The 24062-nt window shown below is 52.8% G+C and carries 29 protein-coding genes; 3 read left to right on the plus strand and 26 right to left on the minus strand.

All coding sequences use genetic code 11. The annotated features are described in order from the left end of the window. Nucleotides 1–12: 12 nt before the first annotated feature. The 6 genes from coq7 to phaR all read right to left on the minus strand — a co-directional run bounded on the left by coq7 (nt 13) and on the right by phaR (nt 4346). A complete protein-coding gene (gene coq7, locus QT230_RS07250; RefSeq protein WP_308320924.1) occupies nt 13–654 on the minus strand; it encodes a 2-polyprenyl-3-methyl-6-methoxy-1,4-benzoquinone monooxygenase in 642 nt (213 codons plus the stop codon). Between the two features lie 50 nt (nt 655–704). Beyond that, a complete protein-coding gene (locus QT230_RS07255; protein ID WP_308320925.1) occupies nt 705–1046 on the minus strand; it encodes a histidine triad nucleotide-binding protein in 342 nt (113 codons plus the stop codon). A gap of 57 nt (nt 1047–1103) precedes the next feature. Beyond that, nucleotides 1104–1976: a phosphoribulokinase gene (locus QT230_RS07260; RefSeq protein WP_308320926.1), complete on the minus strand. Its 873-nt coding sequence runs from the start codon at nt 1974–1976 to the stop codon at nt 1104–1106. After that, the gene (locus tag QT230_RS07265; protein ID WP_308320927.1) at nt 1976–2416 is read right to left on the minus strand and encodes a thioesterase family protein; all 441 of its coding nucleotides are present in this window, start codon (nt 2414–2416) and stop codon (nt 1976–1978) included. The genes QT230_RS07260 and QT230_RS07265 overlap by 1 nt, the downstream gene beginning before the upstream one ends. A 39-nt stretch (nt 2417–2455) precedes the next feature. Beyond that, nucleotides 2456–3742: a phosphoribosylamine--glycine ligase gene (gene purD, locus QT230_RS07270; RefSeq protein WP_308320928.1), complete on the minus strand. Its 1287-nt coding sequence runs from the start codon at nt 3740–3742 to the stop codon at nt 2456–2458. Nucleotides 3743–3809: 67 nt separating this feature from the next. After that, entirely contained in the window at nt 3810–4346 is a 537-nt protein-coding gene (gene phaR, locus QT230_RS07275) for a polyhydroxyalkanoate synthesis repressor PhaR (protein WP_308320929.1), read from the minus strand. Nucleotides 4347–4481: 135 nt separating this feature from the next. Here phaR and QT230_RS07280 point away from each other — a divergent pair, with 135 nt between their 5' ends. Continuing rightward, a complete protein-coding gene (locus QT230_RS07280; RefSeq protein WP_308320930.1) occupies nt 4482–5195 on the plus strand; it encodes a 16S rRNA (uracil(1498)-N(3))-methyltransferase in 714 nt (237 codons plus the stop codon). 54 nt (nt 5196–5249) lie between these two features. On the opposite strand, the gene QT230_RS07285 is transcribed toward QT230_RS07280, so the two are convergent. The 12 genes from QT230_RS07285 to hemH all read right to left on the minus strand — a co-directional run bounded on the left by QT230_RS07285 (nt 5250) and on the right by hemH (nt 16207). After that, nucleotides 5250–5804 carry an ATP-dependent zinc protease gene (locus tag QT230_RS07285; RefSeq protein ID WP_308320931.1) on the minus strand — a complete coding sequence of 185 codons (555 nt, stop codon included), beginning with the start codon at nt 5802–5804 and terminating at the stop codon, nt 5250–5252. 42 nt (nt 5805–5846) lie between these two features. Then, nucleotides 5847–7115, minus strand: a complete 1269-nt coding sequence (locus tag QT230_RS07290; protein WP_308320932.1) for a lytic murein transglycosylase — start codon at nt 7113–7115, stop codon at nt 5847–5849. A 118-nt stretch (nt 7116–7233) separates the two neighbouring features. Continuing rightward, a complete protein-coding gene (locus QT230_RS07295; RefSeq protein WP_308320933.1) occupies nt 7234–8652 on the minus strand; it encodes a DASH family cryptochrome in 1419 nt (472 codons plus the stop codon). Beyond that, nucleotides 8636–8812, minus strand: a complete 177-nt coding sequence (locus tag QT230_RS07300) for a DUF2256 domain-containing protein (protein WP_308321398.1) — start codon at nt 8810–8812, stop codon at nt 8636–8638. The genes QT230_RS07295 and QT230_RS07300 overlap by 17 nt, the downstream gene beginning before the upstream one ends. A gap of 186 nt (nt 8813–8998) precedes the next feature. After that, entirely contained in the window at nt 8999–9403 is a 405-nt protein-coding gene (gene mnhG / locus QT230_RS07305; protein WP_308320934.1) for a monovalent cation/H(+) antiporter subunit G, read from the minus strand. Next, nucleotides 9396–9665 (minus strand): cation:proton antiporter, encoded by a 270-nt coding sequence (locus QT230_RS07310; RefSeq protein WP_308320935.1) that lies wholly within the window; start codon nt 9663–9665, stop codon nt 9396–9398. The genes mnhG and QT230_RS07310 overlap by 8 nt, the downstream gene beginning before the upstream one ends. Beyond that, complete coding sequence (locus tag QT230_RS07315) at nt 9665–10138, minus strand: Na+/H+ antiporter subunit E (protein ID WP_308320936.1); 474 nt, start codon at nt 10136–10138, stop codon at nt 9665–9667. Before QT230_RS07315 ends, QT230_RS07310 begins: the two co-directional genes overlap by 1 nt. Further along, entirely contained in the window at nt 10135–11739 is a 1605-nt protein-coding gene (locus QT230_RS07320; RefSeq protein WP_308320937.1) for a Na+/H+ antiporter subunit D, read from the minus strand. The genes QT230_RS07315 and QT230_RS07320 overlap by 4 nt, the downstream gene beginning before the upstream one ends. Continuing rightward, a complete protein-coding gene (locus QT230_RS07325) occupies nt 11736–12083 on the minus strand; it encodes a Na+/H+ antiporter subunit C (protein ID WP_308320938.1) in 348 nt (115 codons plus the stop codon). Before QT230_RS07325 ends, QT230_RS07320 begins: the two co-directional genes overlap by 4 nt. Nucleotides 12084–12101: 18 nt before the next feature. Beyond that, the gene (locus QT230_RS07330) at nt 12102–12533 is read right to left on the minus strand and encodes a Na+/H+ antiporter subunit B (RefSeq protein WP_308320939.1); all 432 of its coding nucleotides are present in this window, start codon (nt 12531–12533) and stop codon (nt 12102–12104) included. Further along, the gene (locus QT230_RS07335) at nt 12526–14892 is read right to left on the minus strand and encodes a putative monovalent cation/H+ antiporter subunit A (RefSeq protein WP_308320940.1); all 2367 of its coding nucleotides are present in this window, start codon (nt 14890–14892) and stop codon (nt 12526–12528) included. The genes QT230_RS07330 and QT230_RS07335 overlap by 8 nt, the downstream gene beginning before the upstream one ends. 235 nt (nt 14893–15127) lie before the next feature. Further along, the gene (hemH, locus tag QT230_RS07340; RefSeq protein WP_308320942.1) at nt 15128–16207 is read right to left on the minus strand and encodes a ferrochelatase; all 1080 of its coding nucleotides are present in this window, start codon (nt 16205–16207) and stop codon (nt 15128–15130) included. 148 nt (nt 16208–16355) lie between these two features. Between hemH and QT230_RS07345 the strand changes: the two genes are divergently transcribed. Further along, entirely contained in the window at nt 16356–17984 is a 1629-nt protein-coding gene (locus QT230_RS07345; RefSeq protein ID WP_308320943.1) for a cryptochrome/photolyase family protein, read from the plus strand. A gap of 2 nt (nt 17985–17986) precedes the next feature. After that, entirely contained in the window at nt 17987–18385 is a 399-nt protein-coding gene (locus tag QT230_RS07350) for a DUF393 domain-containing protein (protein WP_308320945.1), read from the plus strand. Between the two features lie 19 nt (nt 18386–18404). Here the strand turns inward: QT230_RS07350 and QT230_RS07355 are convergent, their stop codons facing one another. The 8 genes from QT230_RS07355 to rlmB all read right to left on the minus strand — a co-directional run bounded on the left by QT230_RS07355 (nt 18405) and on the right by rlmB (nt 24061). After that, on the minus strand, nt 18405–18707 hold the full coding sequence (locus QT230_RS07355) for a DUF6482 family protein (RefSeq protein WP_308320946.1): 303 nt from the start codon (nt 18705–18707) through the stop codon (nt 18405–18407). 273 nt (nt 18708–18980) lie between these two features. Next, complete coding sequence (locus tag QT230_RS07360) at nt 18981–19277, minus strand: hypothetical protein (RefSeq protein ID WP_308320947.1); 297 nt, start codon at nt 19275–19277, stop codon at nt 18981–18983. Nucleotides 19278–19428: 151 nt separating this feature from the next. Then, nucleotides 19429–20817, minus strand: a complete 1389-nt coding sequence (dnaB, locus tag QT230_RS07365; protein ID WP_308320948.1) for a replicative DNA helicase — start codon at nt 20815–20817, stop codon at nt 19429–19431. A gap of 237 nt (nt 20818–21054) precedes the next feature. Then, the gene (gene rplI / locus QT230_RS07370; RefSeq protein WP_308320949.1) at nt 21055–21501 is read right to left on the minus strand and encodes a 50S ribosomal protein L9; all 447 of its coding nucleotides are present in this window, start codon (nt 21499–21501) and stop codon (nt 21055–21057) included. A gap of 15 nt (nt 21502–21516) precedes the next feature. Beyond that, nucleotides 21517–22368 carry a hypothetical protein gene (locus QT230_RS07375; protein ID WP_308320950.1) on the minus strand — a complete coding sequence of 284 codons (852 nt, stop codon included), beginning with the start codon at nt 22366–22368 and terminating at the stop codon, nt 21517–21519. A 12-nt stretch (nt 22369–22380) separates the two neighbouring features. Next, nucleotides 22381–22608, minus strand: coding sequence for a 30S ribosomal protein S18 (gene rpsR, locus QT230_RS07380; protein ID WP_007113337.1), 228 nt, complete (start codon nt 22606–22608; stop codon nt 22381–22383). Nucleotides 22609–22641: 33 nt separating this feature from the next. After that, nucleotides 22642–23016 carry a 30S ribosomal protein S6 gene (gene rpsF / locus QT230_RS07385; RefSeq protein WP_308320951.1) on the minus strand — a complete coding sequence of 125 codons (375 nt, stop codon included), beginning with the start codon at nt 23014–23016 and terminating at the stop codon, nt 22642–22644. A gap of 247 nt (nt 23017–23263) precedes the next feature. Continuing rightward, complete coding sequence (gene rlmB, locus QT230_RS07390; RefSeq protein ID WP_308320952.1) at nt 23264–24061, minus strand: 23S rRNA (guanosine(2251)-2'-O)-methyltransferase RlmB; 798 nt, start codon at nt 24059–24061, stop codon at nt 23264–23266. Nucleotide 24062: the final 1 nt, after the last annotated feature.

Here is a 24062-nt window from a genome sequence, read left to right on the forward strand (position 1 = left end):
TACGAATGCCCTTCAAAGATGGTAGACGCTTTTGGTCATTACTTTAGAAACCAGACGCATGCCCCATTTGACTGGCGCTGGATAGCGAGCACCACCGCCTTCTAAAGCGAGCTGGGAGTGGTGAGCCTCGTCAGTCGAGATTTGACGTAGTATCGCCCGTGACCGCGTATCGCCAGCGGGCAACGACTTTTGATACGCGTCCAAGTGCTGCCCCGCCTGCTCTTCGACGGCGGCAATGACGCCCAAGCTGATGCGATCGCTAACGGCCCCAGTGGCGGCGCCGATGCCAAACGAGGTCACATAAAAAAGCGGGTTTAAGTAGCTTGTTCGGCTATTTAGCTGCTCTAAGCGCTCGTCAGACCAAGCAAGATGATCAAACTCTTCCAGCGCCGACTGCTCCATCTGCTTGCGTACATGCGGAAGTTTAGCCGTTACGCTCTGGCCTTGATAAAGCGCTTGGGTACACACCCCACCCGTATGGCTAATTCGCATCAAACCCGCCGCATGGCGTCGCTCTCGATCGCCCAGTACGCCTTCAGCCACACCATCGGCTGGGTTGGTACGCTGCGAACTGGCAGCCTGCGGCATCAAGGTACGTAAAACGGTATCAAACTGGTGAATTAAACGGTCTGCACGGCTCTGTTGACGATCCATGGCAACACTCCCTTGCTTTGCAATAGCGGGGCAATAACGGCTTGTTTAGCTCAACCGGCAGGCCAAGTGAATGCGCGCCCACCCATTAAATGCATATGAATATGATAGACCGTTTGCCCGCCTAATTCGTTGCAGTTCATCACAACACGATAGCCGTCTTCAGCAAAGCCTTGCTCTCGAGCAAGCTTTGCGGCGGTAAACTGGAGCCGCCCTACGGTGGCAAGATCCTCCTCATCGATATCGTTTAACGTCGCTATATGCTTTTTAGGAATAATTAACTGATGCGTTGGCGCCTGAGGGCTTATGTCATTAAATGCCAATACGTGATCATCTTCGTAGACGATATCAGCAGGAATTTCACGCTTGATGATTTTGCAAAATAGACAATCCATACAGCACTCCTTTATTTTGCGGCGTATAGCTTTTGCGGCGCATGTTTCTCGCCACGATCAGCGAAAACGCCGCTGAGCTAGCAAATGGCGAACCAGTGGGGCAAGAATCAACTCCATCGCCAGAGACATTCGTGCCCCCGGCACTACCAGCGTATGCGGGCGGGTCATAAATGCATCTTTAATCATTGCTAGTAGCCAGGGGAAGTCAACGGTAGAGGGATCCCGAAAGCGAATGACCACAAACGACTCTGCGTCGGTAGGAATATCCTGCACTTCGAAGGGGTTAGACGTATCCACGGTAGGCACACGCTGAAAGTTGATATGCGTCCGTGAAAACTGTGGCTGTATGTAGCGCACATAGTCATCCATTCGTCCCAAGATGGTATCAATCACCGCTTCCTGCGAATAACCACGCAGCTTGGTATCACGGTCAATTTTCTGAATCCACTCAAGGTTCATGGTCGGCGCCACGCCTACCAGCAAATCTACATGGCGAGCAATGTCATATTCTCCGGTGACCAGGCCGCCATGCAACCCCTCGTAGAACAGCAGATCAGTGCCACATGGTAGCGACTGCCACTCGGTAAACGTACCTACCCGGCAACCCGCCTCAATTTTCTGCTTATCTTCAGCATGAATATAGTGCCGAAACGTGCCTGACCCATGCTCGCCATACTCATTGAACAGGCCTTCCAGACGGTCCAGCAAGTTAGCTTCAACGGCAAAATGAGAAAGCTCGTCTTTACGCTCAGGCTCTTCACGGAAGATACGATGCAGATCATCGCGGGTATAACGATGAAAGGCATCGCCATCAACCATGGCGGCGTGCACATCTTCACGTAGGAACATGCGCTCAAAACTGCGCCGAACGGTGGTGGTACCCGCACCCGAGGAGCCGGTTACCGCAATAATCGGATACTCCCGTGACATCAGCCACTCCTCGCGTCGATAAGCGCTTGTTGAACCTGCTCCGGCACCTCAACAGGTCGTCCCGAGGCAATATCAATCAAAAGTTGATTAACCCGGGCGGTGGCGACTATCTGCTCGGACTCTGCCTGATATATGCGCTGATAAATCGTCAACGCTTTACCTTGCGGCTCAGGGACGGCGGTCGCAATGATGAGTGCATCTGGCCAGCGCGCTTCGCTTTGATACTGCACTGCGAGATCGGCGACGACCGTTGGGTATCCGTGCATATCCCACTCAGGCAGGTCTAACGCCGAAAAGGCTTGAATGCGCGCCTCATGGAGCAGCGAGACCAGCGCATCATGCCCCAAGTGACGGCTATAGTTCATATCGGTTACCCGCACCGTCAAAGGATGACGATGAATAATCGCTTCAGCGGGAAATTCCAGCTTGACACGCTCCATACCTGTCTCCTCATCGGTGTTAATGGGAATAACCTAGGCTCAGCCCTCGCGGGCAATCGCACGGAAAGCAATATCACGCCGGTACTCAACCCCTTCCCAGTGGATAGCGCCAACACCTCGGTAAGCTTGCTGCTGAGCCTCTGAAACGCTGCTACCCAGCGCAGTTACACACAGCACACGCCCACCTGCTGTAGTAATCTCTCCCTGGGAGTTTTGCGCCGTGCCGGCATGAAACACCTTACAACCGCTCTGCTCGGCATTAGCGATGCCGTGTATCGCATCACCTTTTCGGTAGCTGCCAGGATAGCCGCCGGCGGCCAGAACCACACCCACCGCCGCGCGAGCATCCCACTCACACTGTTGCCCAGCCAGCTTTCCCTTAGCACCGGCTAAACACAGTTCCGCCAAGTCCGACGTTAGCCGCAGCATAATAGGCTGGGTTTCTGGATCGCCGAACCGGCAGTTGTACTCGATAACGCGAGGGTTGCCCGCCGCATCAATCATTAAGCCTGCGTATAAGAAGCCCGTGTAGGCATTGCCTTCTGCAGCCATACCTCGCACGGTGGGTAGAATCACCTGCTCCATTATGCGTGCGTCAACCTCGGGCGTGACGACAGGTGCGGGTGAATAAGCTCCCATACCACCGGTATTGGGACCGGTATCACCATCATAGGCACGCTTGTGATCCTGGCTAGTGGCCATAGGCACCACGTTCTCACCGTCCACCATGACGATGAAACTCGCCTCTTCGCCTTCTAGAAACTCTTCAACCACCACGCGAGCCCCGGCACCGCCAAACGCATTGGCTTCTAGCATATCGCGAATGGCGGCCTCGGCTTCGGCTTCACTGAGCGCCACAATGACGCCTTTTCCTGCGGCAAGCCCGTCGGCTTTGATCACGATCGGCGCGCCCATTTTGTGTAAATAAGCCAGTGCAGGTTCTACTTCGGTAAACGTTTGATAATCCGCCGAAGGAATAGCATGACGCGCCAGGAAATCCTTGGTAAATGACTTCGAGCCTTCCAACTGGGCGGCTGCCTGGGTAGGCCCAAAAATAGTTAAACCGGCCGCCTGAAAACGGTCAACAACGCCGTCGACCAAGGGGGCTTCTGGCCCTACCACGGTGAGGCCAATTTGCTCGTCGCGAGCAAAGGCGACCAAACCGTCTAAATCCGTTGCTTCAATCGCCACATTGGTTAGCTTCGCCTCTGTCGCGGTACCGGCATTACCGGGAGCGACAAACACTTGATCCACTTGGTTAGACTGCGCCAATTTCCAAGCCAGTGCGTGCTCACGACCACCGCCGCCTATCATCAAAACCTTCATGTGCATCCTTCTCAAACGGGAGAGCATTTATCGGCAGCATTATGCCACAGCGCATCACCAAGTGCCGTTAGGAGGTCTTGTCCTGTTTGCTTTTGTTAACGTTATCAGCAGCGTCGTCACTAGCCGTGTCAGGACTATCTGCTGCTTGCTCCCCCTCAGCATCCGACTCGTCGGTTTGACCAGGCTGGTTCAAGGTGTTCTGCCAAAATCGCATATTCTCTTCAGCCAGCTCGCGCATAAATTCTAACGGCGTGTTGCGCATTGCCTGCTTCCACTGGCTTTGTAGACGTTTCTGCTGTTCCAACATCAGTTGGGTGCCTTGCTCCAGGTAACGCGACAATGGCAGTGGTGATGTCATGTCGTAAACACGGATTAACTGCGCCAACAGGTCGTTAGAAAACACCTCCGCTTCGCTGTCCGCCTGCTCCTGCTCAATAATGATGGAAAGCAGGATAGTTCGTGTCAGGTCTTCACCGCTTTTGGCATCTTCGACCCGAAACGGCTCTTCCTCAATAATCAAATGGCGCAGGTCTTCCAGCGTCACATAACGACTCTGCTGAGTATCATATAACCTGCGATTAGCATATTTGCGAATTACGCGCACGGCGCATCTCCTTAAACGCGATGGGGGCTTTTATGCCCGTTACTGGTATTGTGCCTGCAACAGCCGTTCATGCAAGCCACCTTGATAGTTTCGCTAGCCGCGCTGTACCTATTCTTGGACCAATAGACCTTCATTATGAATTTAATTCTGCTTGCCCCTCATGATCTCACCGACGATGGCCATGTCTGCATTACCGACCCACGACGGTTGATGCATCTACGTGATGTGCATCGCTCAGCGCCTGGCGACCTTATGACCGTTGGTGTGCAGGGCGGCGCCATGGGCAAAGCACTGCTGACCGAGCTCACCGCTGAGCGCGCTACTTTCAAGCTGGAAAACCTTGACGAGCCACCGCCCCCGCCGTTGCCCGTGCATCTGGTTTTAGCCCTTCCCCGGCCGCGCATGTTGGCACGCACGTTAGAGCACGTAACGGCATTAGGAGTAAAGGAGATCACGCTACTGCATACCAAGCGAGTAGAAAAAAGCTACTGGCAATCGCCTGAGTTGCGCACTGATAAAATTCATCAGCACTTGATATTAGGCCTAGAACAAGCGTGCGATACGCAATTGCCGAGCGTGACGTTTAGCAAAGGGTTCAGGCCTTTTCTAGAGCAGCAGTTACCCGACTTACTTAGCCACCGCCGCGGTCTACTCGCCCACCCCGGCATGCCCAATGCCTGCCCCAGAAACATCAGTGAGCCGACCTTATTACTGGTCGGGCCAGAAGGAGGGTTTATAAATTGGGAGGTTGAACAGCTAATAGCGGCAGGCTGTGAGGGTATGCATATGGGGCCGCGCATTTTGCGCGTCGAAACAGCCGTGACTGCCCTGCTATCACGACTGTTTTAAGCACTTAGCTCAAGCCAGTACCCAAACCAAGACGCATATCGACACTAATCAACACTAGGACTGATCATCTTCCGGGTCGTGAGGCACAAGTTCTGCATCTTCACCGCACTCGGGGTCTTGCAAGAAAGTATCGCGCACATCTAGCAAGCCTAGGTGGCTAATCGTGCGGCGACCTAACAGCAGCGGATAATTCATCTCTTCACGATCACGCAGGCTGAACTGCTCTTCATAAACAGTATCGCCCATACAGACTTCCATCAGCACCACCGGGCGCTCGTCGCGCCCACCGGCACCTCGAACGGTAAGCTCACGATATACCGGGCGCTCAATTTCATCGCTGAACACTTCTCCGCTCTCTTGGTCTTCTAGCTTCAAACGAAAGCGCACCCACTCTTCGTCATCTTGCTCGAAAAGCTCAATGTCACGCGCATCTAACGAAGACGTTAGCGCGCCGCTGTCTAGCTTGGCCTTAACCTCTATACCCCAGGGCTGTAAGGTCGCTTTTTCAACCCAACCGAAGACTTTGCCATCGTCTGCTACCGCCATGGAAGCCGATAGCAAGGATCCCACGACCACACCGCCTAGCAATATTTTGCCCATCAAATGCATAACATCATCCTTGGTAAAGTAAAAAGGGCCTGCCAACGCGGCTTACTCTGAACGACGACGAAGCTGTTCAAGCAGCTCTTGTGTCGCAAACCCATCCGGTATTAACCCTTGATCACGCTGGAAGTTCCGCAACCCCTGACGCGTGTTCGGGCCCATAACACCGTCAGCACCGCCCACCGAGTAACCGACCCGATTTAGTCCACGCTGAAGTTCTTGAATGTCATCACGAGTCAGCGGGGCTTTATCACGCGGCCATGCGTGCTGAATACCATCGCGCTGGGCAATGGCATCCGCTAACGTCGCGACGGCCAGCGCGTAACTGGTGGCATTGTTATAGCGTAAAATGGCGCGAAAATTAGCGCCAACCAAGAAGGCAGGTCCCTCAGCGCCAGCTGGAATCACTATGGCGGCACTGTCAAAATCCGGCAACTCACCTTGCTGTGCTTGCACGCCTTGTTGGCGCCACTCGGCACTGCTGCGGCGCTCGGTTTGAGCATAATCAAACCCTTGCGGCAAACGCACCTCAGCGCCCCACGGCTGGCCGGTTTGCCAACCCGCTTTATCAAGGTAGTTAGCCGTCGACGCCATCACATCAGGAATACTGCCCCAGATATCGCGACGACCATCGCCGTCACCATCCACTGCGTAGGCTTCAAAGCTGCTGGGAATAAACTGGGTGTGGCCCATTGCACCGGCCCATGACCCTTTCATCTGTTCTGCGGCAATATCACCTTCATCGATAATGCGCAGCGCAGCAAGCAGCTCGCCCCGTGCAAAATCACGCCGCCGACCATCGTAAGCCAAGGTGGCAAGGGACTCTAACGTTGAAAAATCACCGAAATTGCTGCCGTAGTTACTCTCGATGCCCCAAATAGCGACAATAATTTCAGCTGGCACGCCGAAGCGCTGCTGCATTTGCAGTGCGGTACCGCGATGATCGGCAAATTTTTCCCGCCCGTTCGTAATGCGGGTCGATGAGACAGCAGTATCAAGATACTCCCAGATAGGCCTAACAAATTCGGGCTGATAACTATCGAGTTCAAGCACGCGCTCACGATAACGAACGCCATCAAATGCACTGCTGAGTGTCGCTTCGCTAATACCTTGATCCGCAGCGTACTGACGAAAATCAGCAAGCCACTGTTGAAAATTAGCATAGCGAATATCGGTTGCTGCTTGGGTATCCACCTCACTCATCAATTGAGGATTGGCCAGCGCTACCCCACTTACAAAAGGAGTGCTTAGCGCTGCGATTAATGAGGCGTATAAAAAAGGACGAACACGTCGTCCAGCCGAAAGGTTTCGAGACATCGTTTAATTCCTTGGGCAGTCCTTAGCATGCCTGGAATGATGGCCTAGAAAAGTAAGAGTTACCAGCCTTCAAGATGGGCCTGCAGTATTGATCACATAATCTCATTCGAATTCACGATTAAACTGCGTTGTTACCCAGCTTGGACCAAGGTATCAGCCAACGCTCCCACTGTAGGGGTTCAACATAGGGAGATGAAAACGTCTCAGGATCAGATCGCCATGGCTGGTGACGCTCTAAACCGTAGGGTAGCTTTTCAAGTTGCTTCAGCCAGTGAGCGACATAGAGACCTTTAGGATCATATTGGCCCGCCTGTTTTAGTACATTAAAGTAACGATTCTGGTGCGGATCGCGTCCAATTCCTGCGATATAGCGCCAGTTGCCCCAATTGCTGGCGACATCGTAGTCAATCAAGCAGTGCTCAAACCATAATGCCCCCAACCGCCAATCTACGTCTAAGTCTTTAACCAAAAAGCTCGCCACATTTTGGCGAGCGCGATTAGATAGCCAGCCGGTCTGACGAAGCTCCAGCATGGCAGCATCGATAAACGGCACGCCTGTATCTGCATCACGCCACGCATCGAAAGCGGCGCAAGGCTTAGCAAGCTGACGAGAACCAAACGTTTTCTTTCCCTCTAACTGGGCGGCGCGGGTAAAATATTCTCTCCAAAGTAACTCGAAGATAATCCAGTAGCTGGATTCATTGCTGCCATGCTCGGCCTCCCAAGCCTTCACGGCGTCATTTACCTGCCGAGCCGATAAGCAGCCCCGTGCGAGCCAGGGCGACAAGCGGGTTGAAAAATTAGCGCCTAACAAACCATTGCGCGTTTTCTTGTACGTTTCGCCCCCTTTTTGATGCCACAAATAGTCGTGCAGCCGCTCATATGCTGCTGCTTCCCCCCCTTGATAGGTATATCCCTGCCGAGCGTCGGGCTTCCAGAGGGCACTCTGTTTACATACGGATTTGAGGGGTGGAAAACCGCGCGGCGCATCGGGCCAGTGTGGCAGCGTTATTGGCGCCGGGTGGCTGGCGGGAATAGAACTGGTCTTCTCAACGCTGCGCCTAAAACCGGAAAAGCTCGCGGGCAACGCCTCAAGCTCAAAGGGCAGCGCGTGGCGATCAATGAGCCGGCCACTCTCGATACAATCCAATTGCGTTTGGTCAGAAAGGCCTTTTGCAACGGCTTGAATATGGGCCGTTTCTTCAACCCCAGCATGGTCGGCAACACGCACTTGGCGAGCGTTAAGCGATAGCGCTAGCTCAATCACTATATCACTGGGATTACCGATGCGTACCAGTAGATCGCTGCCTCTTTGCAGCAGCTCACCGCGTAGCTCCATTAAGCTTTGCCATAGGAAGCGTAACCGGGCGGGGCCAATTCGCGGCGTGGTTTCACCCTCCATAAAAGGCGTCAACCAACGCTCGTCTAATACGTAGAGGCACACCAGGTAATTAGGTGGGGATGCAAACTGAAAAAGTTCGTTATCGGCGACGCGCAGGTCATCTTGCAACCAGACAATGTCAATCGTGCTGTTCATACTCGTGCCTCCTGGGGTGCTTCGCTTGCCTAGCACTACGACAGCAGCGCTCGCTGCAGTAGCGCACTTCATCCCAGCAGCGCGTCCATTTCTTCCGCCAAGTAAACGGTCGCAGGCATTGAATACAGGTTTTTTGCGGCAGGTGCTGTTTGCGTTGCATGGTCACGGTTAATCACACTTTTGGCGCGTCATGATATAACACATGGACGCATCATCTTATACAGTATAATTATTGTACATAATTTATTTTTACTTGTTGTATGAAAAACGTCTTAGCATCAATAACAGGCAAAAAAAAAGCCACCCATCGGTGGCTCAATTAACGCTTTCTGCTTTTTAGCTAAAACTAATCTGGATCAGATTCGCGGGGCTGACGCTTGGCGTTTTCCTGGGTTTCCAGGCCACTCTTCAGTTCGTGCGTTAACGGATCATAGTTAGGGCGCAATTCATCCTTTACGGTACCGCTCCAGAGCTTAGAGCCAACAAAGTAACCGGCGCGACCAATCACATGAGCAGCCACCGGAGCGGTCATCAGAATAAAGACGATGATGGCAAAAGAACGAGCAACAATACCCACTTCCGCAAAGTGCATCGCTGCCGCCAGCATAATTAATATGACGCCTAATGCAGCGGCCTTGGTCGTGGCATGCATACGGGTTAGCAGATCAGGCAGCCGTAGCAACCCTACCGAGGCCAGTAGCATAAAGAGTGCGCCACCTAAAATTAGCGTGCCTTTTATCACATCAATCATCGCGTGGCCCCCCTCTTTCCAAAAAGCGCGCAAACGCAATGGCCGCCAAGAACCCCATCAATGCGATCACAATAGCAGCATCCAGAAAACTGGCGACGCCTGACTTGATGGCATAGACCCCGACTAGCCCCACAACCGTCGTCGAAAACAGTTCCAAGGCCACAACGCGATCAGGCAAACTAGGGCCGCGCACTACACGTACAAAAGTAAGGATAAGTGCCAGGCTCATAATGACCTGGCTAATTAGAATAACGGTATCCATTAGCGAAACAGCTCCAAAGCCCTATGCTCCATCTCTTTCAAGTTACGCCGTAACTCCTCTTCGTCATCTAAAAACATCGCATGGATATATAGCACCTTACGATCATCAGACACATCCAGACTGAGCGTTCCAGGGGTGAGAGAGATTAAATTGGCTACCATGGTGATTTCTATTTCAGTGCGAGCTGAAAGCGGCATCGCAATGACGCCTGGTTTCATGTGCCAGGGCGGCGTCACAATATCAAAAGCAACGCGCAGGTTAGCTTGGATCAGTTCTTTAAGAAAAAAACCGATAAAACCCAAAAATCGCGGCACGCGGGCCGGATAGCCCTTTAAGGAGTCGAGCTGTGGCTCGATCAATATCAAGGTGATATAGCCAAATATCAAACCGACAAGGAGATTTAACCCGGTAAAATCACCGCTCAGCAGTACCCAGGCAAGCCCTAACAGAAGATTCCAAATAGCACCGGTCATGGCATTTCCTCCCCGGCGTCAGCCTCAGGTTCTTCTTCTATGGCGGCAGTCGGTTCCAGCAGTACCTCTTCAGCGCTGGCTGACACTCCCAACACGGCTTCGATATACCCGCGGGGCTCAAGCAGTTGATCACCAATGCCTGTCATAACCCACATGATCGGCTCCGCAAACACACCAATTAACAGTGATGAAAGCGCTAATATCATGACGGGCAGATACATCATCCACAGGCTTGGCTTTAATAATCTACCGTCATCACCAGTGGGCGTAGCGGTTTCTGGCACTCGATTATCTTCCGGCAGAGACTTCCAAAACACTTCATTCCAAATTTTCACCATGGAGTAGAGCGTCATTAGCCCCACCGCGAGGGCTATACCCGTGACCACATAGGCTTCAGCCTCTAAACCGGCACGCACAAGCACAAACTTGGCAAAAAAGCCTGACAGCGGCGGTATACCGGCCAACGAGAAGGCAGAGATAAAGAACGCAACGGCCAACCAGGGGCGCTCACGATATAATCCGCCCATTTTTTTCAGTTGGTAGGTGCCCTGCAAACGGTGAGTAATACCACTAATCAAGAAGAGGTTCGTTTTCACCACCATATTGTGCACGATGGCAAACACACCGCCTGCTATGGCCAAAGGCGTATAAATGGCTAACCCGAGAATCATATAGCCAATTTGGCTGACGATATGGAACGACAAAATGCGTCTGAACTCATACTGAGCCGCAGCCCCCAACACACCCGTGACCATGGTAAACACCGCGCCCCAGAGCATGATGTCCTGGAGGTAGCCCATGGTTTGATCAAATATGAGCGTGAAGACACGAAACATTGCATACACGCCGACCTTGGTAAGCAGTCCAGCAAACAGGGCCGAGACAGCGACCGGGGGGGTGTGATAAGACGCTGGCAGCCAGAAGAACAGCGGGAAAGCTGCCGCTTTAATGCCAAAGGCGACCATAAACATGACTGCCAATACTTCGACCATCCCCGTGTGCTCTGCTTCATCCATGCGTAGGGCAATATCGGCCATATTAAGCGTGCCCACCATGCCGTAGAGCAGCCCCACCGCACTCAGGAAGATAACCGATGCCAGCAAGTTCAGGGTAACGTACTTAATCGCCCCTTCCATTTGCGCCCGTTCGCCGCCTAGGATCAACAGCGCAAACGAAGCCACCAGCATTACTTCAAACCATACATAGAGGTTAAAGAGATCGCCGGTCAAAAATGCCCCCATTACCCCCGCGAGCAGCAGATGCATTAGCGGATAGTAGCCAAATTTTTCATGACCGCGACCGGTGGTGGCCAACGAGTAGATCCCCATCGCCAAACCGATAGTCGCGGTCATCAGCACCATTACCGCACTCAGCAGATCGGCAATTAAGGTAATGCCAAAGGGAGCCGGCCAGCTACCCATCTGCATGGTGACGTAGCCCTCCGACAGCGTCGTGGCAAACAGCCATAGGCTAACAAACAGTAACGCAGCATTACCGGCCACCGCCATAAAGCGCTGCATAGGCCGCGAGCGCCAAAACAATATTGAGATTGCCCCTGACAGCAAGGGCAAGAGGACGGGAAGAGCAACTTCAGGCCTCACGTATCAGTATCCTTCATCTTATCGAGATCATCGGCCTTAACCACTTCGTAGGCACGTCGAATCAACACCACCGCAAATGCAAGCACTCCAAAGGCAATCACGATCGCCGTCAGCACGACGGCTTGAGGGAGCGGGTCAGCGACGCCACTAGGTGGCTGCATCATGCCTTCTGCAATGAGCGGCGGTGCGCCCCGGGTCATCCCCGCAGTGGTAAAAATCAGCAAATTAGCGGCGTTGGAGAGCAGCATCAATCCAATCACCAGTTTGACGATGGAGCGGCGCAGCATCATAAAAATAGCCGTCGCGTACATCAGGCCAATCGCTAGTGCCATTAATGGTTCCATACTGAGCCTCCTAGTAACTCAAGGTTCATCCTTGTCGACCTCCATAAGCGTCATCACCATGCCAGTAACGGAACCCAGCACGGCAAAATACACGCCAATATCAAAAATCAGCGGCGTGGAAGCCTTAAAGTCGATAACCGGAATGGTCCACCACTGGGCGGTCAAAAATGGTTGGCCCATAAACCAGGCGGGCACCACCGACACCATACCCAGCAGCAAGCCAATGCCAATCAGGTCGCGGGGGTCGACCATGCGCAGTACTTCTTTGGTGGCACTGACCCCAAAGGCAAACAGATAGAGCGTAAACGCCCCTGCCGCCACTAGGCCCGCAATAAACCCTCCGCCGGGCTCGTCGTGACCGCGGAGGAGCAAAAAAACGGAAAACAGCAGCTGCAGTGGCATTAAAAAGCGCGCTGCCGTGTTAAGAATAATCGTGCCTGACTTAACCATCGTAAGGCTCCTTGTTCGTCACTTTGTTGCTCTCGACGCTCTTACTATCACTACTTTCACTATGCCGGGTATCTCCATGACGCAACCTGAGCATGGCGATAACGCCGATTGCGGCGAGCGCCAGCACAAACATTTCACCCAAGGTATCCAGGGCACGGTAGTCCACCAAAATAACGTTGACGATGTTGCGCCCATGCGCCAATGGCGCACTGTTCTCAATCATGTAGGTCGAAATCGGCTCAAACTGCTGAATACTCCAGGAAGTCATAATCAACAGGCAGATCAAAATGCCCATCATGGCAGCCACCGAGCCATCGCGTATACGTTCCAGGCTGGTGGAGAGATTTGAAAACCTTGGCAGCCGAAACAGCACCAGCACCAGCAAAATAACCGTTAAGGTTTCCACCAGCAGCTGGGTAATCGCCAAATCGGGCGCACTAAACAGAATAAAAATAAGCGCGATAGAGAACCCCATCACCCCCACTGAGACCACTGCCCCAAGACGCGAGCGAGTGGTTGTCGCAAACAGCGCCCCCATTGCCATGGTGCCAGCCACTACCGCCTCGTGAAAACGCACATCCAAATCAAAGGCAAACTGAGGTGAATGGCGTAGCAGGATTGAGTTGCCAATGAGCGCGATGAGTGTAATCAGCATGACCAGAATGTAGTTACGCATGTACCCATTCTGCAGTATCCGCGTTTGCCACTCGGAGAAACTGACAATGCCATTCATCAAGCTTTCATAACCCGCCTCGGGGCCATGGCGCATGATAGGCGCTAACACAGAAAGCTTGGCACGAACGCCGTCCCAGCTTTTAAACAATAAAAAGCCTAAGCCAAGGCTAATGATCGACATTATCAACGCGACGTTGATGCCGTACCAAAGTGATAACGCCACTTCCAGCGTTTGGCCAGCCACTGACGTGGCGGCGGCAGTCAACAGCGCGTCGGCTCCCAGCATGGCGGGCAGCAACCCCAATAGCAGCGACCCCAATGCCAATAACGCCGGCCCCACTAACATGCTTCGCGGCGCTTCATAAGGTTCTAGCGGGGTGTGGTGGCGCTTACCGTAGAAGGGGCGCAGCGCAATAATAAAGGCCACCGCGATCGTTAAGATAGAAGCAACAAAGGCAAACAGTACCAGTAGCATTCGGAAGCTATCGGCGCCCAGCACCGACTCAAGCATCAATTCCTTGCCGATAAAACCAAATAGCGGCGGCACGCCCGCAAGGGAGAGTGACGCTACCAACGCGATAGTCGCGGTAACGGGCATCAACTTTCGCAGCCCCCCCATCTGCGTCACATCTTTGGTGCCGGTCTCATGGTCGAGAATACCGGCGACCATAAATAGCGCCCCTTTGTACAGCGAGTGTGCTAGCAGGAAGGTAACAAATGCGGTCATCGCGTACTCAGTGCCAATACCCAGTAGCATCGTCAACGTGCCCAACGCCATAATGGTCGAGTAAGCGAGCAGCTTTTTAATATTGGTGTGGTGGATAGCTAAAAACGCGCCGGTTAGCATCGTGATCGCCCCCACCACTGACAGAATCCCAACCCACATCGCCGTGCCGCCCAGCTCCGGATGCAACCGCGCCAGCAGATAAATCCCCGCTTTCACCATGGTGGCCGAGTGCAGGTAGGCAGAAACTGGCGTGGGCGCCGCCATGGCGTTGGGTAGCCAGAAATGAAAGGGAAACTGTGCCGACTTGGTAAATGCCCCCAGCAGCAAACAGATCAGCATTGGCGTGTAGAACGCATGTTCACGCAGGTCGGCCTGCTGATTGAGAATCTCCGACAGTGACCAGCTACCGCTGGCAATTCCCAGCAGCACCAATCCAGCCATTAATGCCAACCCGCCAGCCACGGTTACAAACAAGCCTTGCCGAGCAGACTTGCGCGCGTTGATGTCGGCGTGATTAAAACCGATCAACAAATAGGAGGTAATGCTGGTCAGTTCCCAAAAAATAAACAGCGTAAAGAGGCCGTCAGCTAACACCAGTCCCAGCATAGAAACCATGAAAGCAACCAGCGCGATATGAAAACGTGCAAGATCAGGATGATCTTTTAAATAGCCACCGGCATACACCAATACGCAGGCGCCCATCACGGTGATCAATAGACCAAACAGCAGTGACAAACCATCCAGTAGGAAAGTAAGGCTGATACCCAACGAGGGTACCCACTCCCACTCCAGCAGAATGCTCCCATTGGCGATGACTTCAGGGGCTTGAAGTGCCAACCACGCCGCCAGCCCAGCCGGAAACAGGGCCAACACCTGGCTAGTGCGCTGGCCGAACCAGCTTTGCAGCATCGGCGAAAGCGCCGCTAGCACGAAACCCATCAATACGGCGACTTGCATCTAACCCAACCTCCTGAATAACGAAAGGCCCACCATTGAAGCAGTAAAGGCATCATGCCTAGTCACTGGCACCCTAGCGTTGAAGTAGTGTGATTCTAAAGTTGTACACCTTATAACAGGCAGTTTTTACTGACCAGTCAAACGCATAAACGCAAACAGCCGCTAGCGACAAAAATGCTATTAGCGGCTGTTTCAAACGGTTAGATATTGGCTCTGACAAAGACAGCGTTAAACACTAGGCCACTGATAGCCACCCAGCTAACTCATTGTTTATGACTCGTAGCAAAGCCTCTATGTGGTCGTCACGGTCATTTAGGCAAGGGATATAGCTAAAGGTCTCTCCGCCCGCTTCCATAAAGCTATCGCGGATCTCCTCCTCAATCTCTTCGAGCGTTTCAACACAATCAGAAGAGAAGGCTGGCGACATAATGGCAATATGCTTATGGCCCTGCTGAGCGAGTTCCGCGACATGTTTAACGGTTTGCGGACCTACCCATTTTTCAGGGCCAAACTGCGACTGGAAAGCGGTATCCACTTCTTCTTTGCTAAAGCCAAGCGTCTCGCGCAGCAGGCGCGTGGTTTTTTGACACTGACAGTGGTAAGGGTCCCCATCCATCAAATAGCGCTCGGGAACGCCATGGTAACTGGCGACCAATTTGGTGGGGCGCGTCGACAAGCCGTCATAAGCTTCTTGAACCGAGTTTGCCAGCGCCTGAATGTAAGCCGGATGATCAAAATAGGCGGGCACCGTTCGGATATAGGGCTGCCACTTCATTTTCATCAGAGTGCGAAATGCTTCGTCGTTCGCCGTCGCAGTGGTAGGCGAACCGTACTGAGGGTAGAGAGGGAAAAAGACAATTCGCTCACAGCCTTTCTCCTTCAAGCGCGTTAAAACGCTTTTGGTCGAAGGGTTGCCATAGCGCATGCAAAAATCCACTTCCACATCGTCACCATAGAGTGCTTTTAGCCGCGCGGTCATTTTCTCTGTCTGAGCACGAGTGGTCGTTAGTAGCGGGCTTTCGTTTTTTTCGTTATTCCAGATACTCCGATACGCCTTACCCGACGAGAAGGGCCGCTTAGACAGAATAATCAACTGCAACAGTGGCTGCCATTTCCAACCGGCATAATCGACCACGCGCTTGTCAGAAAGAAACTCGTTTAAGTAGCGACGCATTGACCAGTAGTCGGTGGCATCCGGGGTGCCTAAATTCGCGAGTACCACCCCCACTTTGGCACGCGGAATCGGCGGATGATCGCTAGGTGCATGCATCAAGCGCCCTGCCCCCGGCTGATCCTTGACGATATTCTCGGTCATTACTCTTGCTCCTGAAAAATAACGTTGGTGCTCAGCACATTTAGAAAGTGAATAAAGCTTAAAAAGTGAATAAATCCTATCACTTTTCGGCAAAGCGGCGGCATAAAGTTATACTATCAACATCATTTGTATAACTCTGAGGCAACTCATGTCCAAGCCTTTGCTGTTGGTTCTTGGCGATCAGCTCTCCCTTTCCCTCTCAACGCTGCAAAATGCGCCGGCAGATGCAGTCGTCGCCCTGTGTGAAGTCGCCGAAGAAGCGCACTATGTACCGCATCATATACATAAAATTGGCCTCTTCTTGGCGGCTATGCGTCACTTTGCCCAAGCGCTGCGCGAAAAAAGTTTTCAAGTGCACTACAGCGCACTGGACGATGTCGATAACACCCACTCCCTCATTGATGAAGCAGAACGTATCGCTCAGCAGTATGGCTGTGATGAAATTCGCGTTGCACGTCCCGGCGAGTGGCGGCTATGGGAGGCGATGCAACAACGTATAGACGCCACGATTCCCTGGCGACTAATTGAGGATGAGCGCTTTTTCACCACACCAGATGACTTTAGCCAGTGGGCAAGCGGCCGCAAACAGCTGCGGCTCGAGTACTTCTACCGCGAGCAGCGCAAGCGCACAGGGCTGCTAATGGAGGGCGACGAACCCGCTGGCGGCAAGTGGAATTTTGACCATGACAATCGTCAACCTATCAAAGCGGCGCTTGATTTCCCTGATTTGCCGCAACACGGCCAGGATGCGCTGACTAAAGCCGCCTTGGCGGATGCCGAGCGCCACTTTAGCGACCACATGGGCAACTTGGCGAACTTTAACCTGCCAGTGACCCGAAAGCAGGCATTAGTGGATCTTAAGCACTTTATGCAGCACGGGTTGAGCCAGTTTGGCCACTACCAGGATGCGATAAGCGATACTGCGCCGTTTTTGTATCACTCGCGACTCTCAGCGGCGATGAATATTGGCCTGCTATCGCCCCATGAAGTCTGCGCAGCCGCTGAGCAGCGTTACTATGATGGCGACGTCCCGATTAACGCCGCAGAAGGTTTTATCCGCCAGATTCTCGGTTGGCGAGAATATGTGCGCGGGCTCTACTGGACTCAAATGCCCGACTACAAAAGCGCCAACCAACTGGGCTTTGAGCGTGACCTGCCCACATTTTATTGGAATGCGAATACCGATATGCGCTGCCTGCAGCGCGCCATTCAAATGACCATCGACAACAGCTACGCCCATCATATTCAGCGACTGATGGTCACCGGCAATTTTGCCCTACTCTGCGGCATTAAACCCGAGGCACTGTGTGACTGGTACTTGGCGGTCTATGCTGATGCCAGCGAGTGGGTAGAACTACCCAATACATTGGGTATGGTTCTCCACGCAGACGGCGGGTTAATGGGCTCTAAGCCCTACTGTGCATCGGGTAAATATATCGACAAGATGTCAGACCACTGTCAGCACTGTCGCTACTCGCCTAAACAGGTCACAGGTCCAAAAGCCTGCCCTTTCAACAGCCTCTACTGGCACTTTCTCGAAAATAACGCGGAGCGCCTGAATAAGAACCCACGCATGAAGCTGATATACGCCTCACTTAGCCGGATGTCCGATGACAAACGCGAAGCCATGCGCCAACAGGCTAAAAGCTTTTTGGCACAACTTGAAACCTCAACTGGCTACGGGCAATCCAGCCACACACAGGGCTACTCCAGAACGACGAGCAATGTCGCTATCAAACGTAATACCACTTCCAAAAGTGATACCAATAAGGAGTAACGATGAGCCGCTATTCACCTCTTCACGCGTCACCGCCTGTCACGCTGTTTCATGACGGTCACTGCCCTTTCTGTCAGCAGGAAGTTGCGTGGCTTACAAAGCATCGACACCAGGAACATATCGCGCTAGTGGATATTCAGGACAGCCACTTTAACGCTTGCGAGTATGGGCGTGAATTTGACGCAATGATGGGACAGCTACATCTGCAAGACAGTAGAGGAGTGTGGTACGTCGGTATGGATGCCAGCCGTGCCCTGTATGCTGTACTAGGTTACAGGCGGCTGGTAAAGATATCGTGTTTACCCGTCATGCACGGCGTAATGAATACCGGCTATCGGTTTTTTGCCCGTCGCCGTATAAAGCTTGGGCAGTGGTGGGAAAAGCGTCAGGCTAAACGCTAATGATTACTTCATATAACCGTTAAAAAACCAACGGCATACGCGACGTCAGCGGCTCGCTATAGTGGGCATCACGACCTATCACTTCGTCGTGGGGCACGTGCTGGACTAAATAGGCGCGATGAATTCCGGCACGCTTGAGCTCCATATAGACATCATCCAGCGAACGAAAAAGCATCGGCTTAGAACGCAGCATAAACATATGGCGCTCGCCTTCAACATCTTCTAACTCAACCTGATAAAACCGGCTACCCGAATGGGTAATGACACGAATTTCAAAGTTATCGTGGCTGGCGACAAATTGTTTAAGATCCTTCAGTTCCATGGCTCCCTCCTATTACTTTACGACATTGGGTCACAGCATGACCGCACCCAATGACATTTCCGTTGCCTAGTTATTACATTAATATTACAAAACATAATAACTAGGACGGCAACAGTGCAAGAAAGTTCTTGAGTACGTACTCAAGAACTTTCTTGAGAACGTTCTTGAGAAAGCTTTTGAGAGAATTCTTGGTAAAGTACTTGGTAAAGTACTTGGTAAAGTACTTGAAAGGGTTTTGAAAAAGCGCGTAACTGAAACGTCAAGTATGAGTGCTTATCGTTGATATTCAGAAGGATCGATGGCTTTACCGAGAGAGTTGCGGTCAATCCAGTTACCACCTTTGGTTTCTTTATAGCGGAATACCACTTTGTCGCCCACCTTGACAGGCAAATCGCCATCTTCAGTTTGGTAGCTATACTTCTCGCCCTCCACGACTAAGTAGTAGCGATAAAGATCTGGCATTCCCAACCACTCTTTAAAAGGGCCTTCGCGCTCAAGCGCCTGCAGCTCACCGCGACCCTCAAGCTTAGGAAGACGCTGCCGATTACCGCGCCGAAATCCACCTGCCATCTGCTACTCCCGTTTTTTTTACAAATCGTGGGTGAGGCATTATACGAACTGCCCCCCATTCTCAAGTTATCCATCACAGACCTGACATCAAGAGCCTGTCACTAAAAATCTGCTATTAAAAACCTGCTATTAAAAACCTGCTATTAAAAACCTAGTCGCCGAAAGCTTGACCATAACTATCCGGAGCCAAATCTTCAAAGCGTGTGTACTTACCGATAAACGCCATGTGTACCGTGCCGATTGGCCCGTTACGCTGTTTACCGATAATTAACTCAGCAATCCCCTGATTATCAGGATTATCTGGATTATAGACCTCATCGCGATAAACGAAGGCAATGACGTCCGCATCCTGCTCAATCGCTCCGGACTCCCGCAGATCCGACATGACCGGACGCTTATTAGGTCGTTGCTCCAACGAGCGGTTTAGCTGAGAAAGCGCGACAACGGGGCAGTTAAACTCTTTCGCTAAGCCCTTTAAAGAGCGCGAAATTTCGGAAATTTCCCCGGTGCGGTTTTCACTGAAACCGGGGATTTGCATCAACTGAAGGTAATCGATCATCACCAGCGCTACATTGCCATGTTCACGCACTATACGGCGCAATCTCGAGCGCATTTCGTTTGGCGATAAGGCCGCGGTATCGTCGATAAACAGCTGCTTATCTTTCAGCAAATTGACGGCGGAGGTTAGGCGTGGCCAATCTTCGTCTTCCAACTGACCGGTACGCACGCGGTTTTGATCGATCCTACCTAGCGACGAAAGCATCCTTAACATGAGCGATTCGGCAGGCATCTCCATGGAGAACACCATGACCGGCTTGTCGCTGGAAATAACCGCATGTTCAACCAAGTTCATGGCAAAGGTCGTTTTACCCATTGAGGGCCGACCTGCGATGACCACCATATCCGAAGGCTGTAGGCCGGTGGTCATTTCATCCAGATCACGAAACCCGGTCGAAAGCCCGGTCATCTCACCTTTAAGATTAAACAACTCATCAATGCGATCAACGGCTTTGGTGAGTAGATCGCTCATGCCAATAGGACCGCCGGTTTTAGGACGCTCTTCGGCAATTTGGAAAACCAGCCGCTCCGCCTCATTGAGCAGTTCATCCGCAGGGCGTCCCTGGGGAGAAAAGGCGCTGTCAGCAATTTGGTTGGCGGCACGAATCAGCTTTCTTAGCGTCGCCCGCTCACGCACGATATCCGCGTAAGCGCGAATATTGCTGGCTGACGGAGTGTTCCTTGCCAGTTCCGCCAAAAAAGCAAGCCCGCCCACGGTATCTAACTGGTCGCGGTCTTCTAATGCTTCAGAGAGCGTCACCACGTCCATTGGCTGACCGGCTTCAGCCAGATGAATCATCACGTTAAACACCAAACGGTGCTCATAACGGTAGAAATCATCGGCTACCAACCGCTCTGAAACGTTATCCCAGGCCTGGTTGTCCAGCATAAGCCCGCCCAACACCGACTGCTCCGCCTCCAGCGAATGCGGCGGCAGCTTTAGTGCTGCCGTTTCTTGATCAGCAGAAGGCTGGTCCTGCATAGCGAGCTCCTTTAAACACAAGGCTTAGCCAGTGAAGATGCCAATCTTAACCGCAGCGATGAAGCGCGACCACCGACTCTAAACGATTACAATGTAGATGCTGGCTAAAAACAACGATCAATAGCGCTCAATAGTTTTTAGGCAACACCCGAAGCTAACGCGAAAACACGAGCATTAGAAATAACAAAAGGCGCGGGAAGACCCGCGCCTTTTGAGGCGAGTGTGCTAGTGCAAAGCTTACTCTGCGACTACCACCACACGAACAACGGCATCCACTTCAGCGTGCAAGTGAAGGGCGATGTCGTATTCACCAGTCTGGCGAATCGGGCCATTCGGCATACGCACTTCGCTCTTGGCAACATCGATGCCAGCAGAGGAAATCGCGTCGGCCAGGTCACGCGGACCGATAGAACCAAACAGTTTACCTTCATCGCCTGCTTTGGAAACCAAAGACAGCTCGATGTCGTTTAGCTGCTCAGCGCGCGCTTCGGCTTCGGCCTTGCGCTCAGCGGCTTGCGCTTCGAGCTCAGCACGCTGTGCATCAAACGCTTCGATGTTGTCTTTGGTGGCCGGTACGGCTAAACCATAAGGCACCAAATAGTTACGTCCATAACCAGGCTTAACGGTGACCTTGTCACCCAGGCCGCCCAGCTTACCAATGTTGTCGAGCAGAATGACTTCCATCTCGTAAACCTCTTGTCAGTTGCTACGGGCAAGGCGTGCGCGAATGTTCGCGAATGTATCAATCAGCCCCAACAGCAGCACAATGAGAATCGTGGGCCAGGTCGTGATCAGCAGCACATAAAATGCTACCAGCCACAGCCCGTTCATCCCCTTTAATCCAATAAACCCGTGCACTAACGCAACGCCAGCTACCAATAGCGGAATCCAGCCAAGCATCGCCAACGCGTGCGCGCCTAACAGCGTGCCTGCCACCCCAATCACTACCAAAATGGCCAGCTCTTTGGGCGTCAAACGCAGTGCGTGAAACTCATCGCGAAAGCCGCCTGGATTATACAACCCAGCTTGCCAACTACGCGCGAGCGCCAAACATACGATGGCTGCCAAAAGCACCACAAACCCGGTGACCCCACCCACCACCAGCGTGGCAAGGGTCTGAGTATCGTAGCCCTGATTGGCAAATTCCGTGAGCATGCGATCCACTTCTTCTGAACCTTCTCGCAACTGCTCAAGCATTAGCTCCGTGCCGCCAGGAGGGCTGAAGATGCCTAGTTGAATCATCACCGCGGCGACCAATGTCCCCACAATCAATGTCTCACCCCAGCGCATCCTCTCGCGCAAAATAACGGCCATCAGCGTTACTAGCAGTATACTAGCAAGCGGAATCACGTCACCCTGGGCCCACCACCAGCCAGCCGGTAGCGCTGCTGCAATGATGACCGGCAGCGCAGGCACGAAGCCTTTGCGTAATGTCATCAGTGCGGCGATGGCTGCCCCTAACCAGAACAACCAAGGCACTAGCGCTGCCAGGGCCGCCACGCCTGCAGCGTAAGGCGTACCCCGCATTAGCCATCGGGCTAGTGCCAGCATCACGTTAAACGCTTACTGGTGGCTATCGGAGTAGGGCAGCAGCGCCAGATAACGCGAGCGCTTGATAGCAGTCGCCAACTGACGCTGATAACGTGCTTTGGTGCCGGTAATACGGCTTGGTACGATCTTGCCAGTTTCAGTGACGTAGGCTTTCAGCGTGTCAAGATCTTTGTAATCGATCTGCTTGATGCCTTCAGCGGTGAAGCGGCAAAACTTACGGCGACGGAAAAAACGTGCCATGGACTAGCTCCTTAAAACGTGCAGTGAATAAAATCAGGCAGTCTCTTCTTCAGCGCGCGGTTTTTCTTCGCGACGCGGACGTTTCTCTTCTGCCGGTTTCATCATCGGTGAAGCTTCGGTGACAGCTTCTTTGCAGCGTACAACCAAGCTGCGGATGATGGCGTCGTTGTAACGGAAGATATTCTCGATCTCGCCGAGGGTCTCACCGGAACATTCAACGTTCATCAGCACGTAGTGAGCTTTGTGAATCTTGTTGATCGGATAAGCCAAATGACGACGGCCCCAATCTTCTAGACGATGCACAGTGCCGCTGTTTTCGGTAACGAGGCTGGTATAGCGCTCGACCATGGCCGGCACCTGCTCGCTTTGATCCGGGTGGACCATAAACACGATTTCGTAATGACGCATAGGATCTCCTTGCGGTTTGGCAGCTTCCTTTGTGTGCTGCTGCTAGCGCAGACAACGACGACAGGGAAGCAAGGAGTTAACTGAAGTGCTCCGCCACCGCACTAGGCGGCTTAAAGGGCATCAAACAGAACTTTTATTTCAACAACTGCTTTTCAACGACAGTTTCAATTACTGTTTCAACTATTAGTTCTCACAGCTAACGCCCGTTTGCAGACAAACGGGCGCATGCATTTTAGTAGTACGGCGGCTAACTTGCAAGCTGACGCTGACGAACAGCTTCAAACAGGCAAATCCCGGTGGCCACCGAAACATTGAGACTAGAAACCTCCCCTGCCATAGGCAGCTTGGCGAGGTTATCGCACGCTTCACGGGTTAAGCGCCGCATGCCCTTGCCTTCCGCCCCCATCACCAGTGCGATGGGACCTGTCATATCAATGTCAAAGATACTGGCCTCAGCCTCGCCAGCCGTACCAGTTATCCACACACCGGCATCTTTTAGCTTGGCAAGCGTACGTGCCAAGTTGGTCACTTGATAAACCGGCACCACCTCGGCTGCTCCGCAGGCCACTTTACGCACCGTGGCATTAAGCGGTGCCGCTTTATCCTTAGCCACAATGACCCCGTGGGCACCGGCGGCATCTGCACTACGTAGACAGGCACCAAAATTATGCACATCGGTGACGCCATCAAGAATTAGCAGCAGCGGTGGCATAGACGACGGCCAAGCACGCAGCTTTAACCACAGCGACTCTTCACCTTCGGGCGTCAGCGGCGGACAAAACGCCACCACCCCCTGGTGGGCGGCACCTTGGGTCAACTGATCAAGCAGGTCGCGGGGCTGCTCTTTAACGCGAGCGCCACCTGCCTGAGCCTGAGCGACTAACTCACTTAAGCGGCTTCCAGCCCCCTGCTGCAACCATAACTCGCGTGGCGCTCCCCCCCTGTCTAGCAAGCTCTGCAAAGCATGAATGCCATACACTTGATCCAGCCCATCCGGAGTGCGAACAGCCTGACGAGGGCCCCGCCGTGATGACGCCGACTTCATG

The organism is Halomonas sp. SpR8 (genome assembly GCF_031010195.1).
Classification (GTDB): Bacteria; Pseudomonadota; Gammaproteobacteria; order Pseudomonadales; family Halomonadaceae; genus Vreelandella.